Raw genomic sequence first — 20,500 nt, 5'->3', positions numbered from 1 at the left:
GCCTAGAACAGGATCTTGCGCAGGCTGACGCGCAGGACGCGGCCCTGGGGGTCGAGGAAGTCCGGCTGGTAGTTCAGGGCCAGGTCGCCGGTCGAGGAAGTGACCTCGGTGCGGGTATCAAACAGGTTCTCGACGCCGAAATTGACGCGCGTGCCTTTCAGGATCGGGAAGCGCTGGACCCAGGTGGTGCGGGCGTTCAGGTCGGCGAAGACGTTCAGGTTGACCGTGGTCTGGTCGCTGAAGGCCAGGTCGGACCCGCCGGTGCCACCGTCGACCCGGGTCGCCTCGCGCCAGTTGGCGTTGAGGAAGGCCCCGAAGCCGTTGCGGAAGACGCCGCCCTGGACCTGGACCTCATTGCGCGGGGTGCCGCCCCGGCTGCCGGTCGCGTCGCCGTCCAGCAGGTCCAGCACCGGCAGCTCGGGCCGGATGGTGATCGTGTCGGTGAACCGGACCGTATGATAGACCGACACGTTGAAGCGGCCCTGTCCGGGCTGCATGCCGCCGCCCCGGCCGCCGCCGCCGCCGAAACGGATCTGGCCGCCCCCGGGAGGCGGACCGCCGGCGCGGCCTCCGGGCGGAGGGCCGCCAGCCCCACCGGGACGGCCGCCGCCTGCCCCCGGTGCACGGGCCGCGGTCGGCGTCGGGGTGCCGAAGGCGCGGGAGAAGTTGAACCCGCTGCGCAGCTCGGCCCGCTCCGTCTGCGTGAAGTTCAGCGGGCGGGCGTCGATCGAGATCAGCTGGCCGGAGGCGTCGCGCACGAACCTGTCGGGCAGGGCGGCCTCGAGGTCGGCCGTGATGGTCGGGAAGCTGGTGATGGCGTCGTCGGTGGTCGAGCGGGTGTAGTTGGAGCTGAAGGTCAGGTCGCGCTCCGACCAGGGCTTCCAGTTGACGCCCAGCTTCAGGACATGGCGGTTGTCAGCGGTCAGGTTGGCGTTGCCGCCGCTGATGCGGGTGACCAGGACGGTCTGGCCGGTGCGGAAGTCGAACACGGCGCTGTTTGGTGTCGAGATGACCGGGTCGTTCAACTGGGAGATGCTGGGGGCCCCTTCCTCGTCGGTGTAGCTGACGATGAAGGAGACGGGCTCGACGGGAGACCAGTTGGCGCCGACGCCGAAAGTCACCAGACCGCCGAAGTCCGAGGCCTCGTCATAACCGGCGTTGGCGTTGAAAGAGAGATCACCGAGCTGGCCGAGGACGTCGCGGCCGCGGCTGGCGACGGGCAGGGTGAAGTTGGTGGTGCCATAGACGCGGTCGCGGCCGATGGCGCGTTCGCTGAAGACGCCCGAGCGGGTGCTTTCCGAGGTCAGGTCGCGGGTGTCGACGCCGAACTTGAAGGTCGAGTTGAGGCCACCGGCAGGGGCCTCCAGCAGGTCGCCGGTAAAGACCGCCTCCAGATTGCCGCCGCTGGCCACCGACCGGGCCGTGTCAGTCAGGCGGGTGAAGCTCGAGGGGGACAGATCGCCGAACGGGTTCAGGGTGCCGGCGGTGACGGCCGCCTGGGCAGCGGTCGCATCCAGACCCCGGCCTGTCGTGGTGTCGGTCTCGACCCGGTCATACGCGCCTGAGACGGTCCAGCGCCAGTCGCCGAGGAAGCCGTCCAGCAACAGGCCCAGATTGGCGGTCAGTGTCTCGGTGTCCCGCGTCAGGGCTCCGGGATCATTGACGTATCGATAGACCAGCACGTCGCGGCTGAACGGCGAACCGTTGCGGCCGGCCGGGGCGGTCAGGGTCACGCCGGGCAGGCCGAGATAGGAGAAGCTGGAACTGTCGACCAGGTTCAGGCTGACCGTGCCCTTGGTCGTCTCGTTCAGGTCGCGCGCGATCGAGGCGTTCAACGTGGTCTCGTCGCCGCGCGGGAGCAGGGTGCGGTACTGGCCCAGATCCGTGGTGCGCGGCGCATTGGCCCCGGGCACGAAGCCGGCGAGCGCCGGGTTCGCCCCGCCGGGACTGGCCGCCACCGTGACCGTCTGGCCGGCGAGGGACGACAGGGCCGGATCGATCTCTGATCCGAACGGCAGGCCGCCGACATTGCCGATGCGGTCGAAAGGCTGGGATCCGGCCGAGCGGGTGATGTCGCGTTCGTCCTCGAACAGGGCGGTGTCGTGCTCGTGCTCGAGGCTGACGTTGATGCGGTTGCCGTCGATGACGCTGAAGTAGCCGCCCTCGACCTCGGCAGAGAGGCGGCCGCCCTGGGAGGGGCCGCGGGCGCTGGTCTCGGCGGTGGCCTGGCGGAACTGCGCCTTGAGGACGATGTTCACGACGCGCTGGTCGGCGCTGTAGCCATAGGTCAAGGCGACCTCTTCGGGCAGGATGTCGGTGCGCTCGATGGCCTCGAACGGAATGTTGCGGATCTCCTGGAAGCCGGAGGTGCGCCGGCCGTTCAGCAGGACCACGGGCCCCCCGTCGGACCGGCCGCGCGAACTGCGGGTCAGGGGCTCAAGCGCCGCAAGCAACTCGGCGACATTGCTGGCCCCGTAGGCGGCCAGCTGCTCGGCGTCGAGCGAGATATCGGGCGCGATGTCGCCCTGCACGCTGCCGCGCGGCCGGCCCGCAGTCACGACCACGTCGTCGAGCTGGTAGCCGACGGCGGGCGAGCCGGAGGGCAGGGTCTGCTGATCGTCCTCCACCCCTGTCGCGGGGGTCTGCGCGGGAGTCGCGGTCTGGATCGCGCCCGAGGCGAGGGCGTACAGCAGGGCGGTGGCGATGGTCATCAATACATCCGGGCGAGGCGTGGGGAGACGCCCGTCGATGCAAAGCACGCGTCGACGGTCAGCTTACACGCCGCAGTCTTCGTGATCCGTCGCGGCGTCAATGTGGCGGATTGTGACGGCGCTGCGTCTCGCCTGACGCGTGTGTCTTTTGGATCAGCCCGCGTCCTTCAACGCGCCTTCCAGCCCCTGTTCGCGGACCTTGCGGTACAGGGTCGAGCGACCGATGCCGAGGCGGCGGGCGATCTCGGACATATGGCCGGCGTAAACCTCGATGGCGTGCTGGATCAGGTCGCGTTCGATGTCCTCGAGGGTACGCAGATGGCCGCGCTCGTCGAGAATCTTGATGGGCTGGTCCGGCAGGGGCGGCAGCTCGGCGTAGTTCATGACGGCGGCCGAAGGGGCCGATGGCGCGGACTCAAGCGGCATGGCCACGCCAGAGATGGCGGGGAAGTCGTGCGGCTGCAGGAAGGGGGCGTCGGCCAGGACGATGGCCCGGTATATGGCGTTCTCCAGCTGGCGGACATTGCCGGGCCAGTCGAAGGCGGTCAGCAGGGCCAGGGTGTCGGGCGCGGCTCCGGCGATGCGGCGGCCCTCCTCGACATTGAAGCGGCCGATGAAGTGGTCGATCAGGGCCGGGATGTCGTCGCGGCGCTCGCGCAGGGCCGGGGCCTCGATCGGGAAGACGTTCAGGCGGTAGAACAGGTCCTCGCGGAACCGGCCTTCCGACACCGCATGGGTCAGGTCGCGATTGGTGGCCGAGACGATGCGGACATCGACCTTGACCGCCCGCTTGGCACCGACCGGGTCGATCTCGCCCTCCTGCAGGGCGCGCAGCAGCTTGACCTGCATGTCCAGCGGCAGTTCGCCGATCTCGTCCAGAAACAGCGTGCCGCCATTAGCCTCCATGAACTTACCGGCGTGCTTGTCCGAGGCACCGGTGAAGGCCCCCTTCTCGTGGCCGAACAGGATGGACTCGGCCAGATTGACGGGCAGGGCCCCGCAGTTGACGGCGACGAAGGGCTTGCCGGCGCGGTCGCTGGCACCGTGCAGGGCGCGGGCGATGACCTCCTTGCCGACGCCGCTCTCACCGGTGATCAGAACCGGGATGGACGACTTGGCGGCGCGGGCCCCCAGCTGTTTGACCATCTGCATCGGGCGGCTGTCGCCCACGAGGTCGGCGAAGGTGACGCGGCCGGCGACGTGTTTCTTCAGCCGGCCGACCTCGGCGGTCAGCTGCGTCAGCTGCAGGGCATTGCGGATGCCGACCAGGATGCGTTCCGGGCTTGCGGGCTTGATGAAGAAGTCCTGGGCCCCGGCCTGCATGGCCTTGACCACGGTCTCGATGCCACCATTGGCGGTCAGGACGATGACGGGGGTGGTCACGCCGGCGGTGCGGATCTCGGCCAGGGCCTCCATCCCGCTCATGCCCGGCATGACGAGGTCCAGCAGGACGACGTCGGCCCCGCCGCCCTTCGTCAGGCGATCGATGGCCTCGCCGCCTGAGGCGGCATGGACGACCTGATAGCCTTCCCGGTCCAGCACGGCCTGGACAAGGCGGCGCTGGGTCGGGTCGTCATCGACCACCAGAACGGTCCTGGCCATGGAGTACACCCCTTCGTCGTCATCGGAGGGCCGGCGGCCTTGCGGCGCGACTGACCCGTTTCGGGACGGTTCTAGGGCCGATGCGGTGAAGATCGGGTTGGGGGGCGTGGTGTCCGGGGGGTTAACGGGCCGGCTTGGGCTCCGGGCAGGGGGCGCTGCTGTTCAGCCGCGAGGCGGTCCCGCCGCCTGCCGACAGATCGGGCCAGGCGGCCGGGCGCGGCTGGAGGGCTCCCGCCTTGAGCAGAGCCCGGCCGTCGGCGGGAGCGTCCGTCGGGCACCGCTGTACGGGATAGCTGCCTTCTTCCACCCAAGCTGTCCCGGTGCCGCTGACGTAGAGGGTGATGCTGGACTCGGTTGCCAGAAGGATTTCCGGCATCGCGTCACCGTTCAGGTCCCGGGTCGTTGCGACGCAGTTGCCGGGGCGATCGCAGTTCCGGAGCATGCCGAAGGCGTCGGTCGGGTCCGTGAAACCGGCCGGCAGGGGCTGACCGGCGGGCCAGGCCTCCACCACAGGCGTGAAGAGCGGCTGGGCGGCCTCGCTCCGATCCGTCTGGGCCTCGGCGATACGGGCCCGGCGGGCGACTTCCGGGTTCGGGGACCGGGTGAGACTCTCGAGGGCGGCCCGGCCTGCCTTGCCGCTGTCGAACCTGAGGAAGGTGTAGTCGAAGGCCTCCGCAGTAACCTTGCCCTGCTGGAGCCGTGCGACCTGATCGGTGACCGACAACCGGGCGGGGTCGGCCAGGGGCGTGAACAGGGCCAGGATGACGACGACCACCACGACAGCCGTGCCGATGTTGGTCGTCTCCAGACCCTTCATCCAGGCCGAGCCCTTGCGGATGAACGGGACGAGGGCGGCGAGGCCGTAGCCCACGGCATAGACCGTGCCCACGACGGCGCAGGCGAGGGCGATGATCCGGTCGGGCGTCAGGCCGTGCTGGCCGATCCGCAGATAAAGGCCCCAGACAGCGATCAGGATCAGGGGCGTCACCAGGACGGCCGCCACCTGGACGGCGATGCGCAACACGGCCGGCGGCCGGGTGTCGGGTCGACCGTCCTGATAGGCCGCATTGATCAGCACGATGAGCACGCCCGCGGCCGCCAGCACCAGGGCTGTCGCGCTGCCCGTCGCCCAGAGCCCGGTGAGGCCGGTGAACGGCAGGGCACCTAGAAAGGCCGCGACCAGAACCGTAAGGACCAGCAGCAGCCACGAAAGCAGCGTCAGGGCCACCATCCGCACCCCCCGGATCAGTCCGTCGCGGACATCGGTCAGCTGGACGGCGGCGGCGAAGGCAAGGCCGGTCAACGGCAGGGCGAACCAGCCCTCCTCCAGCAAGTCGCCGAGGAATTTCAGGCCGATGATGTTGAACAGGGCCGCACCGAGGAACAGCAACAGCCAGAAGGCTCCGGCAAAGGCGACCGACAGCACCAGCTGCACTCCCGCCATCCAGGCGGTATCGAAATAGGCCGGGAACGTGGCGATCAGCCGCCGCTCGCGGTCCGCCGGGACGATCAGGTGGTGGGCGATGAACAGGGCCGCGGCCGCGAAGGCGAACAGGGGAAAGGTCGCCTCCCGCCCTTCGCCGGCCTGGCGGGCGATGTCGTGCCAGGCGAGGAAGGCGAGCGCGGCCCCGGCGACCAGGCTCCAGATCGCGTAGACGGTCAGCCTCAGCTTGCCGACGCCCGATAGCAGGACGGCCGGAAGGAACAGGGCCACCAACACCGCGGGGGCGAACAGCTCCGGGTTCTGGCGCGACCAGGTCTGGCCCTCGCCCTCGGTGGCGCGCATCAGCAGATAGAGGGCGACCCCCTGCACCAGACCGATGGCCAGCCGGGCGAAGCCGGTGCGGCGACGGTCCCCGGACGCACCGGGGCCGTCGTCCGGTTGATCGTCTTGGATGGCGGTGGTGTCGTTCGTCATGGCGCGCCCTTTGCCCGAAGCCGGGCGCGCCATATGGCCTGAAGCGGGGGGATCAGGAAAGCGTCGGATCCTGACGCCGGGCGCGGGCCAGATAGCAGCCGCGCGGGGCAAAATGGATGTGGACCTGATCGACCGCCTCGATTTCGAAGGCCTCGGTCAGGCGGGTCGCCAGGTCGGTCCCGTCGATCACCCGCCCGTCGACCATCATATTGCGACGGTCATACAGGCGCAGGGACAGCGGCCGTCTGGCCAGCGTCTCCGGAACCTGTCCGGGGACAGGCGCATAGTCCTCCGCCGCCTCGCGGACGAAGATGGGGCCTGTAGCCCGATAGGGGGAGGTGGGGTCGGTCAGGTGGGCGTGGTTGACCAGCACCAGCCTTTCGCCGGCCTCCGCATCGCGCAGGCTGACGCGGCAGGGGGCGCGGCCGGGGGCGTCGGCGACCCAGCGTCGCGCGCCGATCGCGGCCAGCTCGGCCTCCGACAGGGCAAAGGTGGGCGCGAAGGGGGCGAGAGGCAGGGCTTCGATGGTCCAGGTCATGAGCGGTCTCCGTGTGAGCCCCTGACTTGCGACGATCGGCGCGCGTCGTCTGGCGGCTTCCGGCCGTTGCGTCCGCCCCGCGCCGACCCCACAACGGGGGGATGAACGCACCCTTCAAAGCCCCGACCCCCGCCGATCCCGCCGAACCGCCGGTCTGGGACCTGACCGACCTGTATGCCTCGCGCGAGGACGCACGGATCGCGGCCGATCTCGAGATCGCGAGGGCGGCCGTGGCCGAACTGAACGCGCTGCAGGGCCGGTTCCTGGCGGAGCGGGGCGACGCGGCGACCCTGGGGGAGACGCTGGACCGGGCCATCCGGCTCTATGAACAGGCGTCGGAGCGGCTGGGCGCGCTGGGCGCCTATGGCTTTCTGGCCGCGTCGACGTCGCGCGACGATGCCGCCGCGCAGGGGTTCGAGGCGGACCTGAGGGAGAAGATCACCACCATTGCGGCCTCCACCGTCTGGCTGACGCTGGAGATCAACCAGCTGGACGAGGCGGAGATCGAGGCGGCGCTTTTGGCGCAGGCCGCGGCGGCCAACTGGCGGCCGTGGCTGCGGCGGGTCCGGGCGATGAAACCGCATGAGCTGTCGTCGGAGCTGGAGACTTTCATCGCCGAACGGATGCCGATCGCGGCGCAATGGCCGCGGCTGTTCGACGAGACGCTGGCAGCCCTGCGGGTCGAGAGCGGCAAGGAAAGCCTGACCCTGTCGGAAGCACTGAACCGGCTGTCCGATCCGAAGGAGGCGAAGCGACGCAGCGCGGCCGAGGGGCTGAATACGGCGCTGGCGGCGCGGACCTCGACCCTCGCGCTGGTGCTGAACACGGTGGCGGCGGACAAGGCAATGGAGGATCGCTGGCGGGGGTTCAAACGCCCCGCCGACAGCCGCCACCTGGCCAATGAGGTGGATGGAGAGGCGGTCGACGCCATGGCCGACGCGGTCGCCGCCGCCTATCCGAAACTGTCGCACCGCTACTATGCGCTGAAGGCGAAGGCGCTGGGCAAGGCGACGCTGGACCAGTGGGATCGCAATGCGCCGCTTGAAACGACCGCGCCGCGTGGGTTCGACTGGAATCAGGGTCGCGAGCTGGTGCTGGAGAGTTTCGGCGATCTGGGCGGTGAGTTCGCCGAGCGGGCCGGGCGGTTCTTCGACCAGCCCTGGATCGACGGGCGGGCAAGGCCGGGCAAACAGTCCGGGGCCTATGCCCATCCGGTGACGGCCGACCGTCACCCCTACGTGTTCCTGAACTGGATGGGCGAGCGACGCGACGTCCTGACCCTCGCTCATGAGCTGGGCCACGGCGTACACCAGACGCTGGCGGCGGAGAGGGGCACACTGCTGGCCGACACCCCGCTGACGCTGGCCGAGACGGCCTCGATCTTCGCCGAGGGGCTGACGTTCGACCGGCTGCTGGCGACCGCGCCCAAGGCCGAGCAGCGCGGCCTGCTGGCCGGGCGGATCGAGGACGGGCTGAACACCGTGGTGCGCCAGATCGCCTTCCACCGGTTCGAGACGCGGTTCCACGACGAGCGTGCGAAGGGCGAGGTGTCGGCCGACCGTCTGGGCCAGTTGTTTCTCGAGGAAATGGGGGCGTCACTGGGGCCGGCGGTCACGCTGAACCCGGGCTATGAGGCGTGGTGGAGCTATGTCAGCCACTTCGTCCACTCGCCCTTCTACGTCTATGCCTATGCCTTCGGCGACCTGCTGGTGGCGGCCCTGATGGAGACGCGCCGGGCCGATCCGGACGGGTTCGCGCCCCTGTATCGCGACCTGCTCGCGGCCGGCGGGACGAAGACCTATGTCGAGGCGCTGGAGCCGTTCGGTCTGAACCCGCGCGATCCCGCTTTCTGGACCATCGGCACGCGCCGGCTGGAGCGGCTGATCGACCAGTTCGAGGCGGTCGTTTGAGACCCAGGGCGCGGTCCTGCCATTGACGGGGGCGATCCGACACGGGAGCGTGACGCCATGCGCATCCTGATCCTCGCCGCAACACTCGCCCTTGCCGCGCCCCCGGTGAGCCTGGCCCAGACCGGACCGTCCCCTTCCGCGCCGCCGTCGCCTGCCATCCGCGCCATGGCGGCGGGCTACAAGGCGCTGACGGTCTGCAGCGCGCTGAAGAACGCCGAGGCGGCGGGCGGGACCCGGACGCTGGAGAGCATCGAGGCGAACGAACTGACGGGCATCTATCCCGAGCTGGATCCGCTGGTGCGGGTGATGCCGGTCGAGGTGTCGGCGGCCGGGGCGAGCGTGGCCTGGGACGACCTGATGCCGCCGCGGCAGGCGCAGTGGGCCCCGGGTCGGGGTTGCGCCATCCTGCCGGTGGGCTGGCGGGGTGAGGCGGTGGCGGAGACCCCGCCGCCGGTCCGGCCTGATCCGGGGTTCGTCGTCGGCACACCGTCCGACCCGGCCGCGGTGGCCGCCGTCATCGAGCGGGCCTTCGCCGGCGGCTATGGCGCGGGCAGCGACACGACAGCCATCGTGATCTTGCAGGACGACCGGCTGGTGGCCGAGGCCTATGCCCCCGGGTTCGGCCCGGATACGCCGCAGCGGACATGGTCGGTGGCCAAGTCGCTGGCGGGCACAGTGATCGGGGCCGCACTGCACCGCCACGGGATCGATGTGAACGCGCCGGCGGCCATCGCCGACTGGGGTCGTCCGGGCGACCCGCGCGCGGCCATCACCCTGGACCAGTTGATGCGCATGGCCTCGGGCCTGACCAGTGACACGGCGGGCAACCGGACGGACGCCCTGTATTTCGGCGGGGTCGGGGTGGACGAGCAGGTCACGACCTGGCCGATGATCGCTCCACCGGGCAGCCGCTTCCGCTACGCCAACAACGACATCCTGCTGGCCGTCCTGGCGATCGCCCCGACCTTTTCGGACCATCCCCCGGGGGCGCTGTTCGAGCGGCTGGGGATGTATGATACCTGGGCCGAGACGGACTGGCGGGGCAACTACATGCTGTCCAGTCAGGTCTGGTCGACGGCACGCGACCTCGCGCGCTTCGGGCGGCTGTATCTGAACGACGGCATGGTGGACGGCGAGCGCATCCTGCCCGAAGGCTGGCGAGACTACGTCTCACGCCCCTCGGGGCCGCAGCCCCAGGGCGCGCAGGGGTATGGCGCCACCTTCTGGCTGTTCAACCGCTCGGAGGCGATTCCGCCGGACGCGATCTCGGCCAATGGCAATCGGGGCCAGTATGTGGTGGTGGTGCCCAGCCGCGGGATCGTTCTGGTCCGGCGCGGGGAAGACCCTGCGGGCAGTCCGTTCGACCCCGTCGCCTTCACCCGCGAGGCCCTGGCCGCCCTCGACTGAGCCCCCCGGGGCTCTCGCGTCTTTGAGACACACCTTGAGCCGACGCCGCGCAACGCTATAAAACCCGCCAACTGCTTTCCGACCGGATGTCTCCCATGGCCAAATCGCCCGCCCATCACAGCTCGACTGAAGCCGCCGATCACGACGCGCAGGCCTATGTCCGCGGGACGATGACGATCGAGGAGCAGTCCGCGACCTTTGCCCTGTTCATGAGCCTGGCCAAATGGGGTTCGCTGGCGGTGGCCTCGATCCTGCTGCTGCTGGTGCTGTGGTTCCAGCCGGGTGGAAGCCTGTTCCTTGGCCTGGGCGGCGGCCTTGTTCTGGCCGTGGCCGGCTGGTTCTTCCTCAAGGGTGGCAAGCCCGCCGCACACTGAGCGGTCAAGAGGCCTATGCCCTTGCGGCGACTGCGCCTTTGACGCGGTCCCGTCCCCAAGCCTAACGTTCCTCGATCCATTTGGGATGGGGAGATTCGTGTGGGCCTGACCATCGCCGTGACCCGGGAACGCCGCGAAGGCGAGACGCGATGCGCCGTCACGGCAGAGACCGTGAAGAAATTCGTCGGTCAGGGCGCGACCGTGACGATCGAGGCGGGCACCGGTCTGGGCTCGTCCATTCCCGATGCGGACTATGTGGCGGCCGGGGCTTCGGTGAAGCCCGATACGCGCGCTGTGCTGGAGGGGGCCGATCTGGTCCTGAAGGTCCGCGGGCCGACGGCGCAGGAGATTTCGGCGATGAAGCCGGGCGCGATCGTGGTCGCCCTGCTGGACGCCTGGCGTGAAAAGGACACCGTCACGGCCATGGCCGGGGCCAATGTCACCAGCTTCGCCATGGAGTTCGTGCCCCGGATCACCCGGGCCCAGGTGATGGACGCCCTGTCGTCCCAAGCCAATCTGGCCGGCTATCGCGCCGTGATCGAGGGAGCCTACGCCTACGGGAAGGGCTTTCCGATGATGATGACGGCGGCGGGCACGGTCGCCCCGGCCAAGGTCTTCATCATGGGCGTGGGCGTGGCGGGGTTGCAGGCCATCGCGACGGCGCGACGGCTGGGGGCGGTGGTCACGGCGACCGACGTGCGGCCCGCGACAAAGGAACAGGTCGAGAGCCTCGGGGCCAAGTTCGTGGCCGTCGAGGACGAGGAGTTCCAGAACGCCCAGACGGCCGGCGGCTACGCCAAGGCCATGTCCGAGGAATACCAGGCCAAACAGGCGGCCCTGACGGCGACCCACATCACCAAACAGGACATCGTCATCACCACGGCCCTGATCCCGGGGCGCGCGGCCCCGGTGCTGGTCACGGCGGACCATGTCGCCTCGATGAAGCCGGGCAGTGTGCTGATCGACCTGGCGGTCGAGGCGGGCGGCAATGTCGCAGGCTCGAAGCCGGGGGAGGTGGTGACGACGGCGAATGGGGTGTCGATCGTGGGCTATACCAACCTGCCGGGACGGATCCCGTCGGATGCGTCGAGCCTGTACGCCAAGAACCTGGTCGCCTTCGCGGGCCTGCTGATCAAGGATGGGGCGCTGGCGGTGGATCTGGAAGACGAGATCCTGAAGGCGTCGGTGGTCACACACGGTGGGGCCGTGGTGCACGAGGGGGTGAGGGGTTGAGCGTTCTCCGATACCCGTTCCATCTGTTGGCGATTGTCGCCGGGGCTACGGCCGTAGCTGTCGTCCTTTGGCGCGTGGAGCCTTCGGGTGCCCATTTTGCCGCCTATACCGGCGGGCTGTTCGCTCTCCTCGCGGCCGTAGACCTTGCACGGCGGCTGGGCCTCGAGCCCAAGGAGGACCCTGCGGCCCCTCACAATCGAAAGACTCGCTGATGGAACACGTTGACCCCACCGTCTTTCGCCTGGCCATTTTCGTGCTGGCGATCTTTGTCGGCTACTATGTCGTCTGGTCGGTGACGCCGGCGCTGCACACGCCCCTGATGGCGGTGACCAATGCGATCTCCAGCGTCATTATCGTGGGCGGCCTGATCGCGGCTGCGGCCGTCTCGGGCGAGGCCACCGGCCCCAATGCCTGGATCGCCAAGGGGGCGGGCGTGGCGGCCGTGACCCTGGCCAGTGTCAACATTTTCGGCGGCTTCATGGTCACCCGCCGCATGCTGGCGATGTACAAGAAGAAGGAACGGCCGGCGAAGGTCGAGGCCAAGGCCTGATGGCATTCGACGCCCTGAACTTCAGTGCCGGCGGTCTGGCCATGATCGGCTCGTGGATCGCCACGGGCATCGGGCTGGGTCTGTGGATATGGAGCTGGGTCGGCGAGAAGAATCCGATCCAGAAGCTCCGCCTGCGCGACTGCGGCGTGGTGCTGCTGTTCTCGGGCATCCTTGCGCGGGTGGTGGTGCAGGATCGGCCCATGATGGCCATCGACTGGGCCATGGTGTTCCTCGGCCCCCTCTTCATCGCCGCCGCCCTGTGGCGTCTGACGCGGACGGCCAACGCCGGCGGAGCGGGTGACCGCTGATGCGCGCGCTGACCGGCTTGTTGATCGCGATCGCCGTATCGACGGCCCCTGCCGCGTCGGCCCAGGTTCATGTCGGCCGCAATGTCGAAGGCGGCTTGCCGTGGTCGGTCGCAGCCCCGCAGGGGGCCAGCTGGTCTCTGGTCTGCCGCTTCGCGCCGGTGACCTACGAGGCCACTCGCTTCGACACGCGCCACTGGGCCAACAGGATCGCGACGACCGGAACAGGCGCGGCGCGTGGCCGCCTGCCCCATCAGGACGGACAGTGCACGGTCACCAAGACCGGGGGAGCCGGACCGGTCGGGATCGCCCTGGTCAAGGCCGGCGAGGTCCAGGCGGCGGGCACCAACGATCCAGCCCGACCGGCCGCGGTGGGGTTCCTGTGATGAGACGAGCGACCAGGATTTCTTCGGGGGAAACGACATGAACGCATCCATCGCGGCCCTGGCCTATCTGGCGTCGGGCGTCCTGTTCATCCTGTCGCTGAGGGGGCTGTCGAGCCCCGAGACCAGCCGTCAGGGCAATACCTTCGGCATGGTCGGCATGGCCTTGGCGGTGGGGATCACCCTGCTGACGTTGGGGACCAGCGGTGCGCTGGACCCCCTGACCCTCGCCCTGCTGGCCGGCGGTGTTGTGGTGGGCGGTGGCGGCGGGGCGTTGATCGCCAAACGGGTGGCCATGACCGACATGCCCCAGCTGGTCGCGGCCTTCCACAGCCTGGTCGGGATGGCCGCCTGTCTGGTCGCCATCGGGGCCGTCTATGCGCCCGAGGCCTTCGGGATCCTGAATGCCGACGGGATCGGCATCAAGACCCTGTCGATCGTGGAGCTGTCGCTGGGCGTCGCCATCGGGGCCATCACCTTCACCGGCTCGGTCATCGCCTTCGCCAAGCTGAACGGCAACATGAGCGGCGCGCCGATCCTGTTGCCGGCCCGGCACCTGATCAACATCGGCCTGGGTCTGGCGCTGGTCTTCCTGATCGGCATCCTGATCGGCACCGAAGGCGCGGCGGTCTGGGCCTTCTGGGGCGTGTTCGCCATTGCCCTCATCCTCGGCGCGACCCTGATCATCCCCATCGGCGGGGCCGACATGCCCGTCGTCGTGTCGATGCTGAACTCCTACTCCGGCTGGGCGGCAGCGGCGTTGGGATTCACGCTGGAGAACATCGCCCTGATCATCACCGGCGCGCTGGTGGGTTCGTCGGGCGCAATCCTGAGTTACATCATGTGCAAGGGCATGAATCGCAGCTTCATCTCGGTGATCCTGGGCGGGTTCGGCGGCGACGCCGGCCCGGCGGGCGAGGCGCGGGTCGAGACCCGGCCGGTCAAACAGGGCAGCGCCGATGACGCGGCCTTCATCCTGAAGAACGCCTCCAAGGTCATCATCGTCCCCGGCTACGGCATGGCCGTGGCCCAGGCCCAGCATGCCCTGCGCGAAATGGCCGACAAGCTGAAGGAGGAGGGGGTCGAGGTGAAATACGCCATCCACCCCGTGGCCGGCCGCATGCCGGGCCACATGAACGTCCTGCTGGCCGAGGCCAACGTCCCCTATGACGAGGTGTTCGAGCTGGAGGACATCAACGCCGAGTTCGCCACCGCCGACGTCGCCTTCGTCATCGGGGCCAATGACGTGACCAACCCGGCCGCCAAGACCGACCCGACCAGCGCCATCTACGGCATGCCGATCCTGGACGTGGAGAAGGCCGGCACCGTGCTGTTCATCAAGCGCGGCATGGCGGCGGGCTATGCCGGGGTCGAGAACGAGCTGTTCTTCCGCGACAACACGATGATGCTGTTCGCCGACGCCAAGAAGATGGTCGAGGGGATCGTGAAGGGGCTTTAGGGCGCGCAGCGTCCGTAGGTCTCTTAGCCCTTTCTCCCACTCACCGTCCGCGCCAGAAACTGTCGCACGGTCTCGTCCGGCCCGGCGCTGCGGCGGCGCTCAAGCCCCCACAGCGCCGTCAGGACCACCAGCAGGGCGATGAACCGCGGCCACGGGGAACCGGGGGCGGCCGTGCGGGTCGGGGCGGGACCTTCGACGGGGGCCGCGCCGGTCAGGGCCAGGGTGGCCTCGCGGTTGCGGAAGGCGGCCTCGGAGGGCGCGGCATTGGCGGGGTGGGCGAACATCAGGGTCTCGCGGCCGCGACCGTCGGTGATGCGGTGCCAGCCCTCGCGGGCGGGCCACAGGGCGGCGCAGGCCCGGTCGCCGGTGGCGGGGTCGATCAGCAGGGCCTGATCGGTGCCGTCGGGGCCCACGACCCGGGCGGCACCATCGATCCCGCACAGGACCGCGCGCGACCCGGCGCGGGGCAGGCCCTCGACGCGGACGTAGGTAGTCTCGCCGGGGCGGGCGAGGGCGGAGAACAGTTCGCTCCACATCGCCCCGTAGCGGTCGGCGCGGCCGGTCAGGACGAGGGCATAGCTGTCGGCGACGGTCCAGACCCCGACCCGGCCGCGGCCCCGCGCATGCCAGCTGGCCAGGGCCACCCCATCGCCGTCGCGGACCATGGCGATGGCGTCCGGGCCCTCATGCGTCAGATCGCGGCGCGCCAGTTCGGGCAGGGGCTCGGCCTCGGCCTCCGGTTCCGTGCCGGGTTCGGTTGGTGGCCCCTGCGCCGGGCCGCGACGGTCGGGTGCGGGTGGGTCCAGCCGCAGCGGCACGGTCTGGTCGCTGCCGCTCAGGGCGGCCCCGAGGGCGGCCCAGTCGCGACGGGTCTCGGCCGACAGGGGGGCGGTGGGGCGCAGCAGCAGGCCGAGCCCTCCCTCGACCGCCGAGGTCAGGGCGGCCCGGCCGCCGGCCCCCAGGGTCTCCCAGCGTCGGTCGTCGATGACCACCAGATCCAGCCGGCTGAGGGAGGCGGCGTTCAGGGGCACGGGCGGGTCGCCCAGCCGGACCCCGGCTCCGAGGTCGATGTCGGTGCTGAGGGCGATGCCGGAATCCTGCGCCCAGCGGCCCAGATATTTGACCTCCGGGCCCGGAGCGCCGGCGAGCACCAGAACGCGGGGCGGGGCCTCCTCCCGGATCTCGACCGGCACGGTGACCTGCTCCACAACCGCGCCGGCGGGGTCGCGCAGGCGCAGCGCGAACAGGGCCAGACCAGGCGCCCGCACGCCGCCGTTGAGTACGAACCGCTGGCCGGCAATGACGGGACGGCGGTCGACCACGGTGCCGGCCGGGTCGATCAGTTCAGCCGAGCCGGTTGCGAGGCGACCGACCTGACCGCCCACGGCGACCGTGCCGCCCGGCGCGACGGGGCCGGGCAGGGCGAGATCGATCAGGCCCCGGGGGCGGGGCGGCGGGTCGAGCACCAGCGGGGCCGGCAGGGGCGATTGGTCGCGCGGGGGCAGGCCTTCGCCGAGGACCCGGATGCGGGCTGCTTCGGGAAAGCGCCTCAGGGCTGTGGCCAGATCGGGCACCCGCGTGGCCCCCTCGACCGCGCCCGCTTCGGGCAGGGCGATCAGGCGGTCGCCCGCGCTGACCTCGGCCGGAGCGGAACCGCCACGGGTCAGGACGATCATCTCGCCGCTGCGCAGGACGGCGCCGGGCGGAAACAGGGTGAGGGCGGCGAGGGCTCCCGCAGCGACCGTCAGGGCCAGCAGCACAGCCAGCCGCCAGCGCGGCGCGCGGTCCTCCGGCGCGGCGGATCGCTGCCACAGCACCAGCCGGACCAGCGCCAGCCCGACACCGGCGGCGAGGGCGATCAGGGTCCAGGGCCGGGGGTCCATCAGGGCGTCGACGGTCATCGCAGGGCGTCCAGATAGCGCTGGCCGCGCTGCCCGGCGGCCTCGCGGCGGCGCACGGCCGGGGACGGTCGCTCCAGCGCCCGCCACAGCTGGGTGCGCAGGGCGCGACGGCAGGTCAGGCAGGCGGGATCATTGCGGACCGCGTCGATCGCGGCGGCCAAGCCGAGGGGGTCGGCCAGCCGGGTACGGTTATCGCGGGCCCAGCGTTCCAGGGCCCCCAGCGCCAGCGGGGGGCCGCGCCCCGGGCGTTCCTCCAGCGCGCGCCAGGCGGCGGCGGGCACTGCATCCGTGCCGGGGCGGTCGGGCGCTTCGGGCGTCTCGGCGACGATGTCCTCACGCTTGCCAGTGAGGCGGCGGGTCAGGTCGATGGGCGGCAGGTCGGGGCCGGTGCGGGCGAGGAAGATGCGGGTGGCCCGCTGGGCCTCCTTGAGCAGTTCCAGCGCCTGGTTGGCGAAGGGCAGGGCCTGATCCGGCTGGCCCTGCCGCAGGGCCCGCTCCGAGCTCCACATGGCGTCCAGGGCGAGGGCGAGGGTGGAGCGGGTGCGGGGCTCGAACAGGGTCGCGGCTTCGCCCGTGTCGTGGGCGTGGCCGAACTCGTTCAGCACATCGACGGCGGATCCGAAGGGGGCCGGGGTTTCGGCCCCGCCATGGTCGTGGCCGTGATCCTGTCCGCCGGAAGCGGCTTCCGCGTGATCGGCGTGATCGTCGTGGTCGTCGACCGGCGCGGCGTCGCTGGTCGGCAGGGGCGGGGCGTCATTGGTGGGCAGGGCGATGCCGCCTCCGCCGCCGCCCTCGGCCTCCTCGCCCATGAACTGGCCATAGCGGAGGCGCAGCTGGGCCTGATCCTCGCCGAGGGCGTTGGACCGGGTGGAATAGACGCGGGGCTCCAGCCGGCGACGCTCGGCGATCAGGGCCTCGGCGTCGATGATGATCTGGCGCTGGCTGGCGAAATAGGCGGGCATGACGCGCATGGCCATGCCGTCCAGCCCGTCCGACAGGGCGAGGTCGGCGGGCCAACGCAGGATGACGCTGGGGCCCTCGACCGCCTGGCCGCCGGGGGTACGGTTGTCGGTGACCACCAGTTGCACGATCAGGTCGCTGGCCGGCTCCATGCCCTCACGGGCGAGGTTGAGCGGGGTGGAGAAGCGCAGGCGGCGGGCGTCGCCCTGACCCTGCAGCGACAGGGTCCGGCGTTCGAAACTGATGTTCTCGCCATCGCCGCGCGTGACGGTGATGCGCATTTCGGCCTCGCGGATCAGGCCGTAGTCGTCGTTGGCCTCGAACACGGGGGTCCATTGGGTCTGGCCGCGGGTGACCAGCACCAGCTGGCCCTCGGGCTGGACCAGACGCACGACGGGAGCGGCGTCGGCGATGACGTCGATCCGGTTCAGGCGCTGGCGGGCCAGACCGTCGGCGTCGATCCGGTACAGGCGTGAGGCCTCGGCCACGCCGGAGCCGGTCCACAGGTCCCCGTCGCGGACCAGGGGAACCGGCGTACCCTCGGGGAAGGTGAGAGCGGCGGAGGCGGGGTGGGGCGCAAAGCCGATGATCCACTGCAGCCGCGAACCGGCAGGTACGCGGGCGTCCAGCGCGGTCTGCTCGCGGACTGGCAGGCCGGTGTAGGCGGGCGGGGTGATCCGTAGCCGGGTCGAGGCGAGGGCGGGGGCCAGTCCGGGCCTGGTGGCCGGCGCGGCCGTCGGGGCGACCCGGGACGCGGGACCGGCGGCGGGCCAGAACAGGATGGCGGCGCTCAGGATCAAGCCTGCGGCCCAGGCGAGGGCGATGGGGCGCTGTGACCAGCCGGGACGCAGGTCGATGCCGCGCGCCGCGTCGATCCGATCCTCCAGCCTGGCCCGCTGCAGGGCAGCCAGGCCTCCGATCGCGCCGGGGTCGCGGAACAGGAGGGCGGTGCTGTCCTCAAACCGGGGGACATGGGCGTCCAGCTCGCCGATCAGCCAGTCCCGATCAAACCGGCGGGCGCGATACAGACTGATCAGGACGAGCAGGGCCAGACCGGTCAGGGCGACGACGATCGCGCCCGCCGGGCCGAACGCTCTCCAGCCGACCGCGGCCAGCGTCAGCACGACCGGCAGACCGATCGCGAAGGTGTCGAGCACGGTCCGCTGCCGGGCGGCGCTCTGGTGATCCAGCAGGACTGGCGAGACGGTCACAACAGTCATGGGGCCACCGCCCGGGCCCGGCGCGTGGCCAGGAAGCGTTCACCGGCGAAGACCAGCGCGATGATAAGCCCCAGCCAGGGCCGCAGGTCCAGTGGGGGCTGGTCGTAAGGGACTGCGCCGGTCAGGGGGGCATGGTCGGTGGCCGCGACCCGGGCGGGTGCGGGCGAGGGGGCCAGCATCTGCATCAGGGCCTCGGGGAACTCGGGTTCGACCAGCTGCGGCAGGGCGGCGGGCTCCAGGGGGCGGGTCAGGCGGATGACGCGGCCAGCCCCGAGACGGCCTGCGACGGTCAGCGGTTCACCGATGGCATCGGCCCACACGACCTGTGTCTCGCCCTCGACCGGGACCCGGGCGTCCAGCGCCATAAGGGCGGTGCCCCCGTTCCGGATCCAGTCTACCACCGGGGCAGGCACCGGGCCGGGGGCCAGCCAGATCAGGTGGGTGGTATTGCGCGGGATCCGCTGATCGGTCGGGGCGGCCTCGAAGGCGGGTTCACTGTCGGCGGCGGCCCAGGCGGTGGCGGCGGCGCGGAACCAGCGAACGGCGGTCTCGTCGCCAGCCGCGTGGCGGACGGTCAGGACCGGAGGCGGCCGACGGTCTGGGGCAGGGGCCGCGGCGGCCGGTCCGGCGACCTGCCAGTCGAGGCGGCGCGACAGCTGCGGGCGTTCGGCATCGACCCCGTCGAGGATCTGCGGGACCACGACTGTCACCGGGGTGGAGGGCGGCAGCTCGGCATCCAGCTGGCGGATCAGGCTGACGGGATTGGCGGGCGCTGCCGGCACGGGGCCGCCGACCGCCGGGAAGCCGGGCACCAGCCAGAGGCGGCGCTCTGCGTCCTCACCCGCCGGCGGCGCTTCCACGCCGGGCATGAGAGCGACGACGCGCCGCCCATCCTGCACGTTCCACAGCACTGGCCGGGCCAGCCAGAAGGCGACGAGCGCGAGGAGCAGCAGGCGCGCGGCCAGCAGAAGCAATTCTTCTAGACGCAGGCTTCGGCGCGGTTTGGGGCGGGCTTCCAGCCAGCGCAGGGCCGCGAACTCGACCGTGAGGCTCTCGGTCCGGCGCGCGATGTGCAGGACGATCGGGATCGCGAGCGCCAGCAGGGCAAGCAGGCCAGCCGGAAGCAGCAGGGTCGGGCTCATGCGCGACCGGTCGGGCGGAACAGGGTCCGGATCGGCTGGTCCGGGCTCTCGTCAATGAAATACACCGCATGGCGGATACCGACGGCATCCAGCCGGGCGGCCACGGCGGCGCGCGCCGCGGCGAACCGGGCGAGGAACTCGGTCTTCATCGCCGGGCCGTCGGCGACCAACGCCGCGCCGGTCTCGGGGTCCCGGAAACGATAGCCCCGGTCGAAGGGGAAGTCGCGCTCGTCCCCGGTCAGGATCTGGATCAGGCAGACATCCCGGCCCGAGGCGGCCAGCCGCTCGGCCACGGCGATACAGTCCTCGTCGAAGCCGTCGGTCAGGATCAGGATCAGGTCCTGGGGCCCGATCTGCTCGCCGAACAGGGCGACATCGCGCGTCCAGTTGGCCACGCCCGAGGGCTTCAGGGGGGCCATGGCCAGAGAGAGCCGGTCGCGGTGCCGGCCCCCGGCGTGAGGCGTCAGGACCAGGGGGCCGGTGGCCCCCTCGACGATCAGGCCGAAGCGATCGCCCTGATCCAGCGCGATCTGGATCAGGCAGGCCGCCATCCGGCGCGCGGCATCAAACCGGGTCCAGTCGGGCCGGGCCAGATCGGCCTGGGCCATGGAGGCGCTGGCATCGAGCAGGACCCAGACCGCCACGGGGCTCTCGCGCTCGGCATCGCGCACGAAGAAGCGGTCGGACCGGGCGTACAGCTTCCAGTCGATGCTGCGCAGATCGTCGCCCCGCTCATAGGCCCGGTACTGGGCGAACTCGAGCCCGCCGCCCTTGTTGCGACTGTCGTGCATGCCGGCGCTGGCCAGCATGGCCGCGCGGCGCGGCGTGATCGACAGGCGACGAAGCCGGCTGCGCAGGTCGGGAGGCAGGTCGAGCGGGGACATGCC

16 protein-coding genes are annotated in these 20,500 nt (G+C 70.7%); 8 read left to right on the top strand and 8 right to left on the bottom strand.

Features of this window, described 5'->3' with window-relative positions:
- Positions 1 to 2 precede the first annotated feature (2 nt).
- The 4 genes from SJY26_RS16240 to SJY26_RS16225 all read right to left on the bottom strand — a co-directional run bounded on the left by SJY26_RS16240 (position 3) and on the right by SJY26_RS16225 (position 6,769).
- Entirely contained in the window at positions 3 to 2,711 is a 2,709-nt protein-coding gene (locus tag SJY26_RS16240) for a TonB-dependent receptor (RefSeq protein ID WP_396594014.1), read from the bottom strand.
- Positions 2,712 to 2,864: 153 nt separating this feature from the next.
- A complete protein-coding gene (locus SJY26_RS16235; RefSeq protein ID WP_396594013.1) occupies positions 2,865 to 4,313 on the bottom strand; it encodes a sigma-54-dependent transcriptional regulator in 1,449 nt (482 codons plus the stop codon).
- A gap of 121 nt (positions 4,314 to 4,434) precedes the next feature.
- The gene (locus tag SJY26_RS16230; RefSeq protein ID WP_396594012.1) at positions 4,435 to 6,231 is read right to left on the bottom strand and encodes a DUF4153 domain-containing protein; all 1,797 of its coding nucleotides are present in this window, start codon (positions 6,229 to 6,231) and stop codon (positions 4,435 to 4,437) included.
- A gap of 52 nt (positions 6,232 to 6,283) precedes the next feature.
- On the bottom strand, positions 6,284 to 6,769 hold the full coding sequence (locus tag SJY26_RS16225) for a DUF1203 domain-containing protein (RefSeq protein WP_396594011.1): 486 nt from the start codon (positions 6,767 to 6,769) through the stop codon (positions 6,284 to 6,286).
- A 101-nt stretch (positions 6,770 to 6,870) separates the two neighbouring features.
- Here SJY26_RS16225 and SJY26_RS16220 point away from each other — a divergent pair, with 101 nt between their 5' ends.
- The 8 genes from SJY26_RS16220 (at position 6,871) to SJY26_RS16185 (ending at position 14,390) form a co-directional block, all read left to right on the top strand.
- Positions 6,871 to 8,679, top strand: coding sequence for a M3 family oligoendopeptidase (locus SJY26_RS16220; RefSeq protein WP_396594010.1), 1,809 nt, complete (start codon positions 6,871 to 6,873; stop codon positions 8,677 to 8,679).
- 57 nt (positions 8,680 to 8,736) lie between these two features.
- The gene (locus SJY26_RS16215) at positions 8,737 to 10,086 is read left to right on the top strand and encodes a serine hydrolase domain-containing protein (protein ID WP_396594009.1); all 1,350 of its coding nucleotides are present in this window, start codon (positions 8,737 to 8,739) and stop codon (positions 10,084 to 10,086) included.
- Positions 10,087 to 10,181: 95 nt separating this feature from the next.
- Positions 10,182 to 10,460 (top strand): aa3-type cytochrome c oxidase subunit IV, encoded by a 279-nt coding sequence (locus SJY26_RS16210; protein WP_396594008.1) that lies wholly within the window; start codon positions 10,182 to 10,184, stop codon positions 10,458 to 10,460.
- Positions 10,461 to 10,559: 99 nt separating this feature from the next.
- Positions 10,560 to 11,693 (top strand): Re/Si-specific NAD(P)(+) transhydrogenase subunit alpha, encoded by a 1,134-nt coding sequence (locus SJY26_RS16205; protein ID WP_396594007.1) that lies wholly within the window; start codon positions 10,560 to 10,562, stop codon positions 11,691 to 11,693.
- A gap of 211 nt (positions 11,694 to 11,904) precedes the next feature.
- The gene (locus tag SJY26_RS16200; protein WP_305642224.1) at positions 11,905 to 12,243 is read left to right on the top strand and encodes an NAD(P) transhydrogenase subunit alpha; all 339 of its coding nucleotides are present in this window, start codon (positions 11,905 to 11,907) and stop codon (positions 12,241 to 12,243) included.
- A complete protein-coding gene (locus tag SJY26_RS16195) occupies positions 12,243 to 12,551 on the top strand; it encodes a hypothetical protein (protein ID WP_396594006.1) in 309 nt (102 codons plus the stop codon). The genes SJY26_RS16200 and SJY26_RS16195 overlap by 1 nt, the downstream gene beginning before the upstream one ends.
- Positions 12,551 to 12,934, top strand: a complete 384-nt coding sequence (locus SJY26_RS16190; RefSeq protein ID WP_396594005.1) for a hypothetical protein — start codon at positions 12,551 to 12,553, stop codon at positions 12,932 to 12,934. The genes SJY26_RS16195 and SJY26_RS16190 overlap by 1 nt, the downstream gene beginning before the upstream one ends.
- Before the next feature lie 37 nt (positions 12,935 to 12,971).
- Positions 12,972 to 14,390: an NAD(P)(+) transhydrogenase (Re/Si-specific) subunit beta gene (locus tag SJY26_RS16185; protein WP_396594004.1), complete on the top strand. Its 1,419-nt coding sequence runs from the start codon at positions 12,972 to 12,974 to the stop codon at positions 14,388 to 14,390.
- 23 nt (positions 14,391 to 14,413) lie between these two features.
- Here SJY26_RS16185 and SJY26_RS16180 read toward each other — a convergent pair whose 3' ends face one another.
- From SJY26_RS16180 to SJY26_RS16165, 4 genes are read right to left on the bottom strand one after another with little or no spacing between them, the layout of a single operon-like run.
- A complete protein-coding gene (locus SJY26_RS16180; protein ID WP_396594003.1) occupies positions 14,414 to 16,291 on the bottom strand; it encodes a hypothetical protein in 1,878 nt (625 codons plus the stop codon).
- Positions 16,288 to 18,471 carry a DUF4175 family protein gene (locus tag SJY26_RS16175; protein ID WP_396594002.1) on the bottom strand — a complete coding sequence of 728 codons (2,184 nt, stop codon included), beginning with the start codon at positions 18,469 to 18,471 and terminating at the stop codon, positions 16,288 to 16,290. Before SJY26_RS16175 ends, SJY26_RS16180 begins: the two co-directional genes overlap by 4 nt.
- Positions 18,468 to 19,613, bottom strand: a complete 1,146-nt coding sequence (locus SJY26_RS16170) for a BatA domain-containing protein (RefSeq protein WP_396594001.1) — start codon at positions 19,611 to 19,613, stop codon at positions 18,468 to 18,470. Before SJY26_RS16170 ends, SJY26_RS16175 begins: the two co-directional genes overlap by 4 nt.
- On the bottom strand, positions 19,610 to 20,497 hold the full coding sequence (locus SJY26_RS16165; RefSeq protein ID WP_396594000.1) for a DUF58 domain-containing protein: 888 nt from the start codon (positions 20,495 to 20,497) through the stop codon (positions 19,610 to 19,612). The genes SJY26_RS16170 and SJY26_RS16165 overlap by 4 nt, the downstream gene beginning before the upstream one ends.
- Between the last annotated feature and the right edge of the window lie 3 nt (positions 20,498 to 20,500).

Source organism: Brevundimonas sp. R86498 (genome assembly GCF_044598075.1).
GTDB lineage: Bacteria > Pseudomonadota > Alphaproteobacteria > Caulobacterales > Caulobacteraceae > Brevundimonas.
This window is presented reverse-complemented; position numbering and strand designations above follow the sequence as displayed.